A 14,047-nucleotide genomic window follows, 5' to 3' on the forward strand; every position below is an offset into this window, starting at 1 on the left:
TGGCGGGTCCGTGGACGGAAAGCCGCCGAAGCGGACGGGTATCGAGGCCGCGTGGCTTCAGTTCAAAGGTGCGGATGGGCAGCATGACGCATGGATTTGGTCGAGTGCCTTGGACCGACCGGCGCGGCTTTGCCGGACTTTGCTCGGGATCTGCCGCCGCTATCCGATGGGGACGCGCATGAGTGCGAAGCAAAAGGCGGTCGCCACAAGGCAGCTCGCCGCCGTGGCCGCGACGGCCATCGCTCTGGCGGTTTTCGACCATGACGGTGTCGCGGGATTGCGCCTCGATCGGCTGACGACAGGCTCGATCCTCGATCGCTCGCCGGCCGGCGGCATTCTCCTTGCGCAACTCGATGAGGGTCAGCAGCCGCGGGGCAGCGGCTTCGTGGCGGGACTGGGGGTGGTCGAGCCGGAATCGGGGGCCATTGATCTCTCACCGGGTATTCCCGGCGTTCTCTCCATGGTTTCGGTCAAGGAGGCCGACAGGGTCAAACGCGGCCAACTGGTCGCCTCCCTGAAGAACGACGATCTAAAGGCCCGCGTTGCCCAAGCGGAAGCGACGCTGCGGATCAAGGCCGCCCAGCGCGCCATGATTGAAAAAGGCCCGCGAAACGAAGAGGTTCGTCAGGCCGAGGCACGACTGCGGCTGGAACTGGGCAATCTCGCCCTTGCCGAGGAACAATATCGGCGCCGACAAGCGCTTGTCGGTCAGGGCGCGGTCTCGCGGGAAGCGTTCAACGAGGCCGAAACCGCGCTGAAGGCGGGCCGCGAGAGGCGGGCCGACGCCGAGGAGGCGCTGGCGATTCTCACTGAGGGATCGCGCCCAGAAGAGATCGAGGCGGCGCGCGGCGAGGAAGCGCTCGCCAAGAGCCAGCTCGACGAGGCACGAGCCGCGCTCGAATTGTCGGAAGTGCGCGCGACCGTCGACGGGGTGGTGCTGCGCGTCTATCGCGAGCCGGGCGAGGCGATCACCGCCCAGATCGAGACCCCGGTTTTGCAGATCGCCGACACCTCCCGTCTCGTGGTGCGCACCCAGGTGGACGAGACCCAATTCTCCAACGTCGCCGTCGGGCAGAGCGCGACGATCACGGCGGCCGCTCTTGGCGGGCGCACGCTCACCGGCACGGTTCTGCGCATCAGCCCGCGCCTCGGCGCCAAGGTGATCACGGCCGACGATCCGGCCGAATTGCGCGATACGCGTGTCCTCGATGTCATCGTCAGCCTGCCTGAAGGCGTTAAGCTGCCGATCAATCTGCGGGTCGACGTGATGATCGACATCGGGAGCATACCACGCAGCGAGGAGGACTCGAGCGAGGTGTCCGAGGTGATCGAAAGCGCTCCGGCGATCGAGACCATCGCGATGTCGCTGCGTCAGACGACGCAAGGCGAGAGCCTGCCCGATCTCGATCCGCTTCTCATCGGCTCGGTCGAGAGTGCGGCCTCTCATGACGATCGGCACCCAAGGGGGCATCACCATAGCGATGGCCTGCAAGACCCCTATGCCGATCTCATGCTTCTCTTGAAGCCCTGACGGATTGTCTTGCCGCCGCCGCCGCGATCAGCGAGTTTTCACGCAGACCGCCTGGCGTTCGACGTTGAGCGCCTGCCCCCCGATCGTCTTGGCCGCCGCTTCGCAGAGTTCGACGGTCTCGAAACCCGCGATGCTGGCCGTATCGATGGCCTCGATCCGTTCCTGCGGCCCGGCTGCATAGATGATGCTGGTGACGATCAGCGTGAACACGATCCTTCAAAGCCCCTCATGATTGGCGATCGAGGCGTTATAGCCACCGGAATTTCGCTGATCCAGATGAAGGGACTGCCGAGCAACATCGCTGACGCTCGCGGTCGGACATTCCGCTCGGTGGGGACAAAGGCTCAGCGTTGACAGAGGGGGCAGAAGAAGGTCGAGCGACCCGACTGGACGATGCGCTTGACGACGCCGCGACAGGATGGCCGCAGGCAGGGCTCGTCCTCCCGGCCATAGACGGCGAAGCTATGCTGGAAATAGCCGAGATCGCCATCGACTTGGCGATGGTCGCGCAAGGTGGAGCCGCCGGCCTTGATCGCATCGGCGATCGTCTCGCGAATGTGGCTTGCGAGTTCGTCCAGCCGGCGCGTCGGGCCACCCGCCTTGTTCACAAGCGTTCCGGCAGAGCGGCGCGGTGATAGGCGCGCCCGCCACAGGGCCTCGCAGACATAGATATTGCCGAGCCCGGCTATCACCGATTGGTCGAGCAGCACCGCCTTCAAGGGGGCAGCACGCCCGGCGAAACGCGGCGCCAGAGACGCCCCCGACAGGGCATTGCCCGTCGGCTCGATGCCGAGGGCGCGAAAATGGGGATGATCGGCAAGCCCCACCCGCTCGATTAATGTCATATAGCCGAAGCGGCGCGGATCATTGAAGACGACCGATGCACCTGGCCGGTCCGGATGACGCAAGTCGAAGCGCACGTGATCGTGCAGCCGGTTTTCGCTGCGCGGATAGAGAAACTCGCCGGGCACCTCGCTTGCCCCATCGGCTTCGATGCGGAACGAACCCGACATGCCGAGATGCATGGCGAGGACGAGGCCGGCCGAGGTTTCGGCGAGAAGATATTTTGCGCGCCGGCTCAAGGCTTCGATCCGCGTTCCCTCCAGGCGCTCGGCCAATCTTTCGGGCAAGGGAAAGCGCAGATCCGGCCGGTTCGCGGTGACGCGCTGAAACACCGCGCCCTCCATCACCGGCAAAAGCCCGCGCCGAACCGTCTCAACCTCTGGCAATTCGGGCATGGTCGTTTAAGTCCTCATTTCGCAGCGCGATCGGCCTTCGCGCCGTATCGGGTTCTGATGCGCTTGCCCATGCGGCGATCGGACAGCTAGACCCGCCATACGAATGGCGTCACGCAAGATAAGCGTCGTCGCGTTCGAATGCCCATATCGTCATCGGGCCGGATGCAAACAATTACGGGGTGCCGCTCAATGTCCGACAGCCGCGCGAGAGATGCGGATGCGATGGAGACCAGCTACGGCTTCGATACGGTCTCCGGGCGCGAGGAGAAGCAGGGCCGCGTCAACGAGGTCTTCCATCGGGTCGCCAAGCGCTACGACATCATGAACGATCTGATGTCGGGCGGTCTGCACAGGGCCTGGAAGGATGCGATGGTCGCCTGGCTCGCACCCGCCCATCGCCCGTCCTACCGCTTCGTGGACGTCGCCGGCGGCACGGGCGACGTCGCCTTCCGCATCGTCGAGGCGACGCGTCGGCGCGCGACGGGGACGGTGGTCGACATCAACGCCTCGATGCTCGGCGTCGGCGCCGAGCGGGCGATCAAGCGCGGCCTTTCGGACAATCTGCGTTTTCTGGAGGGCAATGCCGAGGCGCTCGACCTGCCTGGCAACGCCTATGACGCCTATACGATCGCCTTCGGCATCCGCAATGTGCCGCGCATCCAGACGGCGCTGGAGGAAGCCTTCCGCGTCTTGAAGCCGGGCGGGCGCTTCCTGTGCCTGGAATTTTCCGAGGTCGACGTTCCGGGGCTCGACGCGCTTTACGACGCGTGGTCGTTCCGCGGTATTCCGGCCATCGGCGAGCGCGTCGCCAAGGACCGCGAATCCTACGAATATCTGGTGGAATCGATCCGGCGCTTCCCCAACCAGCGCAATTTCGCCGCCGCGATCGAGAGGGCCGGCTTCGAGCGCGTCACCTATCGCAATCTGACCGGCGGCATCGCGGCCATCCATTCGGGCTGGAAGCTTTGAAGGCCATGAGACTTTCGACGATCGCAATGCCGGTGGGCGCCCGGGCGATGTGGGGCTGACGGATCGTGGCCAATCCCATTTCCGGTACGCTCGCCCTAATTCGCGCGGCCTTTGTGCTGGCCCGCGAAGGCGTGGTCGGATCCTTTCCCGCCGAAGGTCTGCCGCCCGGCCCGATGCTCGCCTATCGCTTCGCGCGGCTTCTGGAGCGGCGGTCCGCTTCCAAGCGGGAGCGTTCGGACAATCTTTCGCGCGCCTTCAACCGGCTCGGCCCATCCTATGTGAAGCTCGGCCAGTTTCTGGCGACCCGGCCCGATATCGTTGGGACTGGCGTTGCGACGGAACTCGGTCTTCTCCAGGACAAGGTGCCGCCCTTTCCGACCGAACTCGCCATTTCCGAGATCGAGGTCACGCTCGGGCGCAAGATCGACGAGCTCTTCATCGAGTTGGGCGATGTCGTCGGCGCGGCCTCGATCGCCCAGGTCTACAAGGCCCGTATCCGCAATGACGACGGCACCGAGCGCTTTGCCGCCGTCAAGGTGATCCGGCCGAATGTGCGCGCCCAATTCCGCCGCGAACTCGACGCCTTTGCCTTCATCGCCAAGTTTCTGGAACGCTTCTTCGTCTCGGCGAGGCGCCTGCGCCCCGTCGCCATCGTCGAGACCCTGACCCAGTCGACCCGCATCGAGATGGATCTCAGGCTGGAGGCGGCGGCCTCCTCGGAAATGGCGGAGAATCTCGCCGACGACTCCGGCTTTCGCGTGCCGCGCATCGACTGGGAGCGCACCGGCCGCGACGTCGTGACGATGGAGTGGATCGACGGCATCAAGATGGCCGATGTGAAGGCGATCGAGGCGGCTGGCCACGACACCAAGAAGCTCGCCGTCACCGTCGTCCAGTCGTTTTTGCGCCAGGCGATGCGCGACGGCTTCTTCCATGCCGACATGCATCAGGGAAACCTGTTCGTTGCGGCGAATGGCGATGTGGTGGCCGTCGATCTCGGGATCGTCGGGCGCCTGTCGGCCGATTCCAAACGGTTCCTGGCTGAAATCCTCTATGGTTTTATCCGGCGTGACTATCGCCGCGTCGCCGAACTCCATTTCGAGGCCGGCTATGTGCCGCGCAATCAGGACGTTGCGAGCTTTGCCCAGGCGCTGCGGGCGATCGGCGAGCCGATATACGGCCAGCCGGCCGAGACCATCTCCATGGGGCATCTGCTCTCGCTGCTCTTCGAGGTCACCGAGCTCTTCCACATGGAGGCGCGTCCCGAGCTGGTGCTTCTTCAGAAGACGATGGTCGTCGTCGAAGGCGTTGCCCGCTCATTCGATCCGAAGTTCAATATGTGGGTGGCCGCCGAGCCGGTGGTCTCGGACTATATCCTCAACGAGCTCGGGCCGGCCGCCAAATTGCGCGAGGCCCGCGACGGGGCACAGGCTGCACTGAGGCTTTTGAGACGCGTGCCCGATCTCGCGCATGGGCTCGAAGTTCTGTCCATCCAGCTGCCCGATCTTATCGAAAACGGCATCAGGCTGAACGACGACACCTTGAAGGATCTCGCCACCGAAAAACGCGCATCGATCATGTCCGGCCGTCTCGCCCAATGGATCATCGCGATCTCACTGGTCTCGATCGCGATTTCATTGGCATTTGGGTGATCGTATAGTGCTGGAGACATTCCGAGCCGCCGTTCAATGGCAGATAGCGCTTCTTTTGACGTAGGCTTCGAAGAAGAATCAGCGACGCCACTCCTTGTCACCAACCCGATATGATGCGATTCTTCGCCGAGCCGGCTGGCAATTGTCTTCGTCGACGGCGCCGGATTTTCTCTCTGTGAGGGTTGCATCATGCGCGCTTTCTTCGGCCTCGCCACGGGCCTTTGCCTCGTCGCGTCGACCTATGTCATCCAGGCGGCGGAGATCGGCGGGCGCTATGACGTTGTGGGGAGCAATCCTAGCAATCAGGGTCAGTATCGCGGCGAGGTCGTAATCGAGCCGCAAGGCGAAACCTACCGGATCACCTGGACCATAGGCTCCGATCGCACCGAAGGGACGGGGATTTTCCGCGACGGGCGTTTGGCGGTCGTCTATCAGCCGGACAATGCGCGGCCGGGCGTCGCATTTTATGATCTGCGGGGCGACGGATCTCTGTCCGGCACCTGGGTCGTCCATGGCGGCGCCAAGCTTGGCGCCGAAGTCTGGCAGAAGCCTGGCGCCTGAGGCCTCGGCGGCGCATAAAGCTGCCGGCCCGCGTCGACAGAAAAGGCGCCGCCCGAGGGGCGACGCTCCATTTCATTCCCACCATCCCGATCGAGAAGCCCCTTTCTCTCAGCTGGCGTCCTCTTGCGGGGTCAGCTTCAGAAGCCGGCCGCCGTCGCCATCCTCCAGAAGCCAGAGCGCGCCATCGGGGCCCTGTTCGACCTCGCGAATGCGTTCCCCCATATCGAAGCGTTCGGTCTCGGCGCCGAGTGTGCCGTCTTCCTGCTCGCCGAAGCCGACGCGGATCAGCGCCTTGCTCGACAGGCCGCCGATGAAGCCGTCGCCCTGCCATTCGGGGAACATCTCGCCGTCATAGATGACGAAGCCGGCCGGTGAAATCACAGGATTCCAGGACACTTCAGGCTTCTTGAAGCTGTCATTGGTGTCGTGGTCGGGGATCTGCGATCCGCTGTAATTGTCGCCATTGGAGACGACCGGCCATCCATAATTCTCGCCGGCGACGATGCGATTGAGTTCGTCGCCGCCACGCGGTCCCATTTCATGGGCCCAGAGCTGCCCGTCGCCGTCAAAGGCGATGCCGAGCATGTTGCGATGGCCGACCGACCAGAACTGGCGAGCGAGATCGCCCTGGTCCTGGAACGGATTGTCGTCCGGCACGCTCCCGTCGTCATTGAGACGGATGATCTTGCCGAGATTGGTGTCCATGTCCTGCGCCGGCGTCTGCTCCTGATGCTCGCCGGAGGTGACGAACATCATGCCGTCCGGTGAAAAGACGATGCGGTGGCTGTAATGCTTCTGGCTGTCGACCTTGGGCGCCTGGCGCCAGATGACATTGACATCGCGAAGGGCCGGGCTGTCGCCGGACAGATCGAGCGTGCCGCGGGCGAGCGCCGCCCCATAGCCGCCTTCGCCCTCTTCGGCATAGGACAGATAGACCATGTCGTTCTCGGCAAAGTCGGGATGGAGTACCACGTCGCCGAGACCGCCCTGGCCGCCATAGGCGACAGCGGGCACGCCGGACACCTCAGTCTTCTCGCCGCCTTGCGTGACATGCAGAAGCGTGCCGCCCTTTTCGGTGACGAGCATGGTGCCGTCCGGCAGGAAGGTCATGGCCCAGGGTTCGTCGAATTCGGTGACCGGCGTGACCGAGACGGCCTGGTCGCCGCCATTGATGGTGAAGCCCTCCTGGGCAAGCGCGGTGGTGGAGAGAAGAACCGCGCCGATGAAGGGCGCGGCGATGGTCGGGGTGATCTTCGTCATGAAATGCCTCATCGGTGCATGTGTCGGATCGCGATTTGGCCCCGCGCTCGGCAGGCGGGGCGTTGTCGGCACTTTGCCATCGGCAAGTCCAACCGCCCGCCCGATGATGCGTGGGCACGCTATGACAACAAGGCCGAGCCGCGCTCGGCGTTCCTTCAATCCAGAATCACCCTGGCGTTATGGCAGCGGGAGCTGGCGCGCATCCGCGGGGAGCTATCTCACAGACTCCGATCGCTCAGAGGCTGCGCTGATTGACCCGCTCCGACAGCGCCTCGGCGCTTTCCACCCGTTCTGAATAGCGATCGGTCAGATAGGCCGAGCGGCCGCGCACCAAATAGGTAAACTTGACGAGTTCCTCGCAGACATCGACGACCCGCGAATAATAGGCCGAGGGTTTCATGCGGCCGGCGTCGTCGAATTCCAGAAAGGCCTTGGGAACCGAGGACTGGTTGGGGATCGTCACCATCCGCATCCAGCGCCCTAGAATCCGCATCTGATTGACGGCGTTGAAGCTCTGCGAACCGCCGGAAACCTCCATGACGGCGAGCGTCTTGCCCTGGGTCGGGCGCTTGGCTCCGAGTGAAAGCGGTATCCAGTCGATCTGCGCCTTCATGATGCCGGTCATGGCACCATGGCGTTCGGGGCTGACCCAGACCATCCCTTCCGACCAGTCGGCCAGATCGCGCAATTCCTTCACCTTGGGGTGATCTGCCTCTGCCCCGTCCGGCAGCGGCAGATCGCGCGGGTCGAAGCTCTTCACCTCGCAGCCGAACCAGCGAAGCAGCCGGCCGGCCTCTTCCGACAGAAGGCGGGAATAGGAGCGTTCGCGGATCGAACCATAGAGAACGAGGATGCGGGGCGGATGGCGCGGATCGCCCGACCCCGCCAGCATCTCTCTGTCGATCGGATGGAGTTGGGGAGCGTCGATATTCGGCAGGTCCAAGGGCAGGGGATCGGTCATGGGCAACTCGGGCAGGGTGGCATGGATGGTCTGGTGGGCGCGAAAGGCCATGTCGTCTGCGCCGAGCTTGACGAGAGCGTTGGAATGGCCGTCGCGCCGCTTGTCTCAAGGAGCGATGTCGCTGCGACGGGTTTCAAGGCTCACACGCAATCATCCGATGAGCAGAGCGCTGCCAAGGGCGCCAGTTCGCCGCAGATCTCCGGATTTCCGGAGCAGCAATCCTCGGTGAGAAACGCCAGAAGCCGGCGCATATCGTCATAGCTCGCCGCATAGAGGATCCGCCGTCCGTCCCGCCAGGAGCGCAGGAGGCCGGCCCGTTCGAGGCTCGCCAGATGAAAGCTCATCCGTGTCGGCGGCACCTGAAGATGGTCGGCGATCTCGCCCGACGCCATGCCGTTCGGTCCAGCGCGCACGAGAGTTCGGAAGGCCCGAAGTCGGTCGTTATGGGCGAGGGCGGCAAGCGCTGAAACGGCATTGTCATCGGTCATGACAAAACTATACAATGATCCTTGTAGGATGCAAGGAATACGCTTTTGGGACGGCCCCACAGGGGACCGAGCTGCCCACCACCCTTCTCGGCTTTCGATCGCCCTACGCATTTTGAGCGATCCGTGCGGCGGATCAATTGCTCAGCGACCGAATAAAGCGCGCGGTCCTCTATGTCCCGTGTCCGAGTCAGTTTATAATATAAGGATAGCAATCGATTGCATATGTAATCGTTTGAGGCATGGCGCGGCGAGAGTTCACCTGTTCCGCCGGGGCATGCCGCCGAACAAGCACTGGGAGAGCATTGGACTGAAATCGATATCCGTCCCTCTCGTCCGGTTTCCATCAACGCCTTTGCCCCGTGAACGAAAAAGGGTGGGAGCAAAGACGGCCCATCGCCCATCCATGTGCGACCTGCATGAAGGGTGGTCTCGAACAAGGAAATGACGATGCGCTATTACTTCGACGTCCGGATCGGGACGAACGAGGTATTGGATGAACAGGGTAGCGACGGGCTTGATGTCGCCACGGTGCGGCGCCTTGCAATCGCATCGCTTCCCGTCATCGTGGCTGAGAACCTGCCGGTTGAGGACGATCATTATGTCGCCGAGGTCAAAGTTCGCGACGAGACCAATCGGCCGGTCTTCGCCGCGACGCTGACGGTGGAATCCGGCTGGCTGACGCCGCCTCATCCGAACGGCCAGCACTAGAGCATGATGTGATCGGAAAATTGCACGACTTTCCCGGTCATATCATGTGGCAATATAGAGAGTTAGACGGGAGGGGGCGATCCCGATTGAAGGGAACACGACAGTCTTTTCAAACGGCATATATCGAGTGCTCGGCACTTAAAGGTCAGACCTTGGCTTTCATCGCGCGCGTCATTCTCGGTCCCCGTACCGGTAATCCAGCGCGGCGGTTTGACCAACTGGAATAATGGCCGACTCTAATTCTGAACCGCCTTTAGGCGGCGCTGAGCCTGGAGTCTCGGCACGCTGGCCGAGAATGACGAAGCGTCGACGGTATTGGTTTTGCAAACAAGTCGCCGCCTGCGTTCGAGCGAAGTGTCGAGCACTGCGATCCCGATATATCGCCTGGCGCTCAAAGATTCAGCCCGCCGATCCGGCCCTTTTCGAAGCAAGGCGGCCGTTCCTTGCGTCCTTTGCAAAGCTCGGCTTCGCAAACAAAAAAGACCGCCATTCCGATCATGGAACGGCGGCTCAGTTGGGGGATGATGCCGGCTCAGCCGTTGGGGGCAGGATCGGCCTTGGTCGCCGATTCATGCCTATGAGCGTCTTTGGGCCGGGAAAGGCGCCGAACAAGCTCGGTCCAGCGCCTCGGAAGGTCGATCAGAAGATCAGGTGGTCGTCGGCATGGACCGCTGCGGTCAGGTGGGCCATGGTCTCATGGGATTCCGCGAACTGGGCGAGGACATCGGCCCGGCTGAGCGATCCGGTCTCGATCATGTTGGACCAGAAACCGACGCCGTCGGCTTCGCCGTCACGATCGAGGATGTTCTCGTAAAGCGTTTCGACAAAGGCGTGGCTGGTCGTCGCCTCGGCATATTTCGCCTGAAACTCGTCCGATTGCATCATGGTCTGCGCAACCGCGGTGAAATCGAGAGCATCCGAGGCCATGTCGACCCAGAAACCGAAACCGTCGGCATCGGGCGCTCGATCGAAGGCGGCGAGATACAAGCGATAGACAACGGCTTCCGTCGTATCGCCCAGAGCCTGGGAGAGATCGGGCGTCAGCCCCGGCACGTTGGGGGTTTGGGTGGAAGCGTCCGGCTGATGGTCCGGATTGTCGCATTTGAAGCCGCTATCTCCGCAGCCACAACCGCATCCGGTTCCGGCCAGGGCATCCGGCGCGCTGCCGGCTTCGGTCTGTCGTTCGGCGACCGCGCCGTAAAGCTTCTGGATGCCTTCGATATCGTCGGCGCCGAGACCTTCGGCGCCGCGGTTCAAGGTCGCCTTCATCACCGTGTCGGCGCCGGTGGTCGAGTGGCCGAGGCCGAGCGCATGTCCGATCTCGTGCAAGGCAACGAGATAGGTCGGCGTCTGGCTGTTGGAAGTGAGCGAGCTCTGCCAGCTCTCCGCCGTGTCGAAGCGGATGAAGGACTCCTTCAACATGGTTCCGGAGTAAAAATAGTCCGTCGTAGCCAGGACGCCGCGGGCGCCGTCCAGATCGCCGAAGCCGATCCGCACATCGACACCGGACGTGTCGTCGGATTCGATGAATTCGAGATTGGCGACCGAGGCCCATTCGGCGAAGGCGGCGCGGATCGCCTCTTGGAAGTCCGCGTTGGTGATAAAGCCGTCGAACTTGATGCGCTCGGCGGATGTGTTGAAGTCGGCGAACGACCAGGTCACGGTCGTCTTCTGCCAGCTGGCCGACTTAAATTCCTGCCAATGGGCGTGGTTAAGAGAATAATTCTGCTGAACGTGGTCCATGACGATCCCCATCGAAGTGTTTCGGCGTCTTTGCGCTCGTTATGCTTCGAAGGTAGCCAGCAGAATCTGAGAATACGTTCCGAATAGACCTCAAATCTGATAGTTTGATTTCAGGTTTGATTTACCTGATCGTTTCTCGTCTTGTTAAGCATCGCGCTTCGTTCTCTGTTAGCCTTGCGGCTTATCCGGCGGTATCAAAGAAAAACGTTTGATATCAATGTCTTGAAGGTGTCGGTCGGGCGGTTTGGCTGGGCCGCCGCTGAACCGGTGCTTCTGGGGGAAGCTTTCAGGGTCCCGACGCGCTTCGCTTGGAGCGTTTCGCGGCCGATTTCACGGCAAAAAATCGCGCTGGCAGGGTGAATAAAGGCTTTGGCCTTGGCGCCGGCCATGGTCTATCGGGTCGTCTATCGCCGTCCCATCCCCTGTCAGGGAGCCTTCGCCCTATGCACACCAGCCATCTCTATCCCCCGATCGAGCCTTTCGAGACTGGCATGCTGGACGTGGGGGACGGCCACCGGATCTATTGGGAGCGTTGCGGCACGAAGGGCGCCAAGCCGGTTGTCTTCCTTCATGGTGGGCCGGGCGGCGGCGCGAGTCCGCTCCATCGGCGTCTTTTCGATCCTGCCCGTTACGACATCCTCGTCTTCGACCAGCGCGGCTGCGGGCGCTCGACGCCCCATGCGTGTCTCGAGGCCAACACCACCTGGGATCTCGTCGCCGATATCGAGCGGCTGCGCGAGATGGTGGGCGCCCAGCGCTGGCAGGTCTTTGGCGGCTCCTGGGGCTCGACGCTAGCGCTCGCCTATGCCGAGACCCATCCGAACCGGGTCAGCGAACTCATTCTGCGCGGCGTCTATATGGTGACGCAGAGCGAGCTCGACTGGTATTACCGCTTCGGCGTCTCGGAGATGTTTCCCGAAAAATGGGAGCGGTTCCTCGCCCCGATCCCCGTGGCCGAGCGCGGCGACATGATCGCCGCCTATCGCAAGCGCCTGACCGGCGAGGACGAGGCCGAGAAGCTCGCCTGCGCGAAAGCCTGGAGCACATGGGAAGCCGAGACGATCAAGCTGATCCCCAATGCCGAGCTCTCGGCAGCCTTTGCGGACGCCCATTTCGCGCTCGCCTTTGCACGGATCGAGAACCATTTCTTCGTCCATCGCTGCTGGCTGGAAGAGGGCCAACTTCTCGACAACGCGCATCGTCTGGCCGGCATTCCCGGCGCCATCATCCATGGCCGCTACGACATGCCGTGCCCGGCCCGCACCGCCTATGAGCTGTCGAAAGCCTGGCCCGATGCCGAGTTTCACATCGTGGAAGGCGCCGGCCACGCCTTTGACGAGAGCGGGATCTTGGAGCGTCTGATCGAGGCAACGGATCGCTTCGGCGGCTAATCACATCGGAACCGGTGGAATGGCGGCGGCGTTCGATCGCCATGACCCATGCATCCGGTGCTGCAATGCCGCGCTTCTTCTTTCATGTCACCAATGGCGCTCGCGAACTGGACCGCGAGGGCACGGAACTGCCCTCCTTCGAAGCGGCGCGCGCTCAGGCGGTCATGTTTGGCGCGACGGTTCTTCAGCATCAGCCCGATCTCGTCCTCAACAGCGGGTCCTGGCGCGTCGAGGTGACGGACGAAACCGGGTGTCTCCTCTTCGTCATCGCCATGCTGGCCATGTCCTCACCCCAGGCCGAAGCCATCCATTGAGGCGGGATGCTCGCTCGTCTCGGTCCGCGCCACGATTGAACCCGCGCGCCCCGAGGGCTATGCGAAGGCTCTAAGAAGTGCCAGGTCCCGAACGGCGGACCAATGGCCTGCCAGCCGGTGCGGAGCATTGCCCCATGAGCGACGACAATCGCCTCGTTACGCCCGACAAGCGCGGCGAAGACGTCGACACGACCCTCAGGCCCCAAGTGCTCGACGACTTCGTCGGCCAGGCCCAGGCCCGCGCCAATCTGAAGGTCTTCATCGAGGCGGCCAAGGCGCGGGGCGATGCGCTCGATCATGTCCTCTTCGTCGGCCCTCCCGGTCTCGGCAAGACAACGCTTGCCCAGATCATGGCCAAGGAGCTGGGCGTCAATTTCCGCGCGACCTCCGGTCCGGTGATCGCCAAGGCCGGCGATCTCGCCGCCCTTCTCACCAATCTCGAAGAACGCGACGTCCTCTTCATCGACGAGATCCACCGTCTCAGCCCCGCGGTGGAGGAGATCCTCTATCCGGCCATGGAGGATTTTCAGCTCGATCTCATCATCGGCGAAGGCCCGGCCGCGCGATCGGTGAAGATTGACCTGTCGAAATTCACCCTCGTCGCCGCGACGACCCGCATGGGTCTCCTGACCAACCCTTTGCGCGATCGCTTCGGCATTCAGACCCGGCTCAATTTCTATACGATCGCCGAGCTCGAACATATCGTCTTGCGCGGCGCGCGGCTGATGGCTCTGCCGATGGACGAGGAGGGGGCTCGGGAAATCGCCAGGCGCGCGCGAGGCACGCCGCGCATCGCCGGCCGGCTCCTGCGCCGAGTGCGCGATTTCGCCGAATTCGCCAAGGCCAAGGTCGTCACCCGGCCGATCGCTGACGAGGCTTTGTCGCGGCTGGAGGTGGACAGTCTCGGCCTCGACCAGCTCGATCGGCGCTATCTCGATCTCATCGCGCTGAATTTCGGCGGCGGCCCGGTTGGCATCGAAACGATCTCGGCGGCGCTGTCGGAGCCGCGCGATGCCATCGAGGACATTGTCGAGCCCTATCTTCTGCAACAGGGCTTTCTTCAGCGCACGCCGCGTGGCCGCGTCCTCACCCAGCATGCCTTTCGCCATATGGGCCTTGCCGTCCCGGCTGGCTATCAGGGCGTCCAGTCGAGCCTCTTCGAAGAGGGCGGCGAGACGTGAGGCTGGACAACACGGAACTCCTCCACCTCAGTCAAGCAAGCGGTCCGTTC

The 14,047-nt window shown here is 63.0% G+C and carries 15 protein-coding genes; 8 read left to right on the plus strand and 7 right to left on the minus strand.

The features are described 5' to 3' along the window. The first annotated feature begins 178 nt into the window (after positions 1-178). A complete protein-coding gene (locus B9A15_RS15245) occupies positions 179-1,531 on the plus strand; it encodes an HlyD family secretion protein (protein ID WP_170923322.1) in 1,353 nt (450 codons plus the stop codon). Positions 1,532-1,558: 27 nt separating this feature from the next. On the opposite strand, the gene B9A15_RS15250 is transcribed toward B9A15_RS15245, so the two are convergent. Both B9A15_RS15250 and mutM read right to left on the minus strand, forming a co-directional pair. Next, complete coding sequence (locus tag B9A15_RS15250; protein WP_084411274.1) at positions 1,559-1,741, minus strand: hypothetical protein; 183 nt, start codon at positions 1,739-1,741, stop codon at positions 1,559-1,561. A gap of 134 nt (positions 1,742-1,875) precedes the next feature. After that, positions 1,876-2,769, minus strand: coding sequence for a bifunctional DNA-formamidopyrimidine glycosylase/DNA-(apurinic or apyrimidinic site) lyase (gene mutM, locus B9A15_RS15255; RefSeq protein WP_084411277.1), 894 nt, complete (start codon positions 2,767-2,769; stop codon positions 1,876-1,878). 189 nt (positions 2,770-2,958) lie between these two features. Between mutM and ubiE the strand changes: the two genes are divergently transcribed. From ubiE to B9A15_RS15270, 3 genes are all read left to right on the plus strand, one after another. Next, positions 2,959-3,738 (plus strand): bifunctional demethylmenaquinone methyltransferase/2-methoxy-6-polyprenyl-1,4-benzoquinol methylase UbiE, encoded by a 780-nt coding sequence (gene ubiE / locus B9A15_RS15260; RefSeq protein ID WP_084411279.1) that lies wholly within the window; start codon positions 2,959-2,961, stop codon positions 3,736-3,738. A gap of 65 nt (positions 3,739-3,803) precedes the next feature. After that, entirely contained in the window at positions 3,804-5,390 is a 1,587-nt protein-coding gene (ubiB, locus tag B9A15_RS15265) for a 2-polyprenylphenol 6-hydroxylase (protein ID WP_084411281.1), read from the plus strand. A gap of 189 nt (positions 5,391-5,579) precedes the next feature. Next, positions 5,580-5,951, plus strand: a complete 372-nt coding sequence (locus B9A15_RS15270) for a hypothetical protein (protein ID WP_084411283.1) — start codon at positions 5,580-5,582, stop codon at positions 5,949-5,951. Between the two features lie 108 nt (positions 5,952-6,059). Here B9A15_RS15270 and B9A15_RS15275 read toward each other — a convergent pair whose 3' ends face one another. The 3 genes from B9A15_RS15275 to B9A15_RS15285 all read right to left on the minus strand — a co-directional run bounded on the left by B9A15_RS15275 (position 6,060) and on the right by B9A15_RS15285 (position 8,660). Then, positions 6,060-7,211 carry a PQQ-dependent sugar dehydrogenase gene (locus B9A15_RS15275; RefSeq protein WP_084411285.1) on the minus strand — a complete coding sequence of 384 codons (1,152 nt, stop codon included), beginning with the start codon at positions 7,209-7,211 and terminating at the stop codon, positions 6,060-6,062. Positions 7,212-7,446: 235 nt separating this feature from the next. Next, the gene (gene arsH, locus B9A15_RS15280) at positions 7,447-8,172 is read right to left on the minus strand and encodes an arsenical resistance protein ArsH (RefSeq protein ID WP_084411396.1); all 726 of its coding nucleotides are present in this window, start codon (positions 8,170-8,172) and stop codon (positions 7,447-7,449) included. A gap of 140 nt (positions 8,173-8,312) precedes the next feature. Further along, positions 8,313-8,660, minus strand: a complete 348-nt coding sequence (locus B9A15_RS15285) for an ArsR/SmtB family transcription factor (protein ID WP_084411287.1) — start codon at positions 8,658-8,660, stop codon at positions 8,313-8,315. Between the two features lie 447 nt (positions 8,661-9,107). Here B9A15_RS15285 and B9A15_RS15290 point away from each other — a divergent pair, with 447 nt between their 5' ends. Then, on the plus strand, positions 9,108-9,368 hold the full coding sequence (locus tag B9A15_RS15290) for a DUF6894 family protein (RefSeq protein ID WP_139798416.1): 261 nt from the start codon (positions 9,108-9,110) through the stop codon (positions 9,366-9,368). A 639-nt stretch (positions 9,369-10,007) separates the two neighbouring features. Here the strand turns inward: B9A15_RS15290 and B9A15_RS15295 are convergent. Further along, on the minus strand, positions 10,008-11,111 hold the full coding sequence (locus B9A15_RS15295; RefSeq protein WP_170923323.1) for a matrixin family metalloprotease: 1,104 nt from the start codon (positions 11,109-11,111) through the stop codon (positions 10,008-10,010). A gap of 194 nt (positions 11,112-11,305) precedes the next feature. Continuing rightward, a complete protein-coding gene (locus B9A15_RS15300; protein WP_084411293.1) occupies positions 11,306-11,500 on the minus strand; it encodes a hypothetical protein in 195 nt (64 codons plus the stop codon). 54 nt (positions 11,501-11,554) lie between these two features. Between B9A15_RS15300 and pip the strand changes: the two genes are divergently transcribed. The 3 genes from pip to ruvB all read left to right on the plus strand — a co-directional run bounded on the left by pip (position 11,555) and on the right by ruvB (position 13,997). After that, positions 11,555-12,502 carry a prolyl aminopeptidase gene (gene pip, locus B9A15_RS15305; RefSeq protein WP_084411294.1) on the plus strand — a complete coding sequence of 316 codons (948 nt, stop codon included), beginning with the start codon at positions 11,555-11,557 and terminating at the stop codon, positions 12,500-12,502. Between the two features lie 41 nt (positions 12,503-12,543). Beyond that, entirely contained in the window at positions 12,544-12,816 is a 273-nt protein-coding gene (locus tag B9A15_RS15310; protein ID WP_139798417.1) for a DUF6894 family protein, read from the plus strand. Positions 12,817-12,950: 134 nt separating this feature from the next. After that, positions 12,951-13,997 carry a Holliday junction branch migration DNA helicase RuvB gene (gene ruvB, locus B9A15_RS15315; RefSeq protein ID WP_084411298.1) on the plus strand — a complete coding sequence of 349 codons (1,047 nt, stop codon included), beginning with the start codon at positions 12,951-12,953 and terminating at the stop codon, positions 13,995-13,997. Positions 13,998-14,047 lie beyond the last annotated feature (50 nt).

The sequence above is a fragment of the Fulvimarina manganoxydans genome (assembly GCF_900176465.1).
In the GTDB taxonomy this organism is placed as follows: domain Bacteria; phylum Pseudomonadota; class Alphaproteobacteria; order Rhizobiales; family Rhizobiaceae; genus Fulvimarina; species Fulvimarina manganoxydans.

Coding starts and splice junctions, on each gene's coding strand:
- B9A15_RS15270 (WP_084411283.1), top strand. CDS start 5,580: ATGCGCGCTTTCTTCGGCCTCGCCACGGGCCTTTGCCTCGTCGCGTCG.
- B9A15_RS15310 (WP_139798417.1), top strand. CDS start 12,544: ATGACCCATGCATCCGGTGCTGCAATGCCGCGCTTCTTCTTTCATGTC.
- ruvB (WP_084411298.1), top strand. CDS start 12,951: ATGAGCGACGACAATCGCCTCGTTACGCCCGACAAGCGCGGCGAAGAC.
- ubiE (WP_084411279.1), top strand. CDS start 2,959: ATGTCCGACAGCCGCGCGAGAGATGCGGATGCGATGGAGACCAGCTAC.
- B9A15_RS15245 (WP_170923322.1), top strand. CDS start 179: ATGAGTGCGAAGCAAAAGGCGGTCGCCACAAGGCAGCTCGCCGCCGTG.
- mutM (WP_084411277.1), bottom strand. CDS start 2,769: ATGCCCGAATTGCCAGAGGTTGAGACGGTTCGGCGCGGGCTTTTGCCG.
- B9A15_RS15300 (WP_084411293.1), bottom strand. CDS start 11,500: ATGGCCGGCGCCAAGGCCAAAGCCTTTATTCACCCTGCCAGCGCGATT.
- B9A15_RS15295 (WP_170923323.1), bottom strand. CDS start 11,111: ATGGACCACGTTCAGCAGAATTATTCTCTTAACCACGCCCATTGGCAG.
- arsH (WP_084411396.1), bottom strand. CDS start 8,172: ATGACCGATCCCCTGCCCTTGGACCTGCCGAATATCGACGCTCCCCAA.
- pip (WP_084411294.1), top strand. CDS start 11,555: ATGCACACCAGCCATCTCTATCCCCCGATCGAGCCTTTCGAGACTGGC.
- B9A15_RS15285 (WP_084411287.1), bottom strand. CDS start 8,660: ATGACCGATGACAATGCCGTTTCAGCGCTTGCCGCCCTCGCCCATAAC.
- B9A15_RS15275 (WP_084411285.1), bottom strand. CDS start 7,211: ATGACGAAGATCACCCCGACCATCGCCGCGCCCTTCATCGGCGCGGTT.
- B9A15_RS15290 (WP_139798416.1), top strand. CDS start 9,108: ATGCGCTATTACTTCGACGTCCGGATCGGGACGAACGAGGTATTGGAT.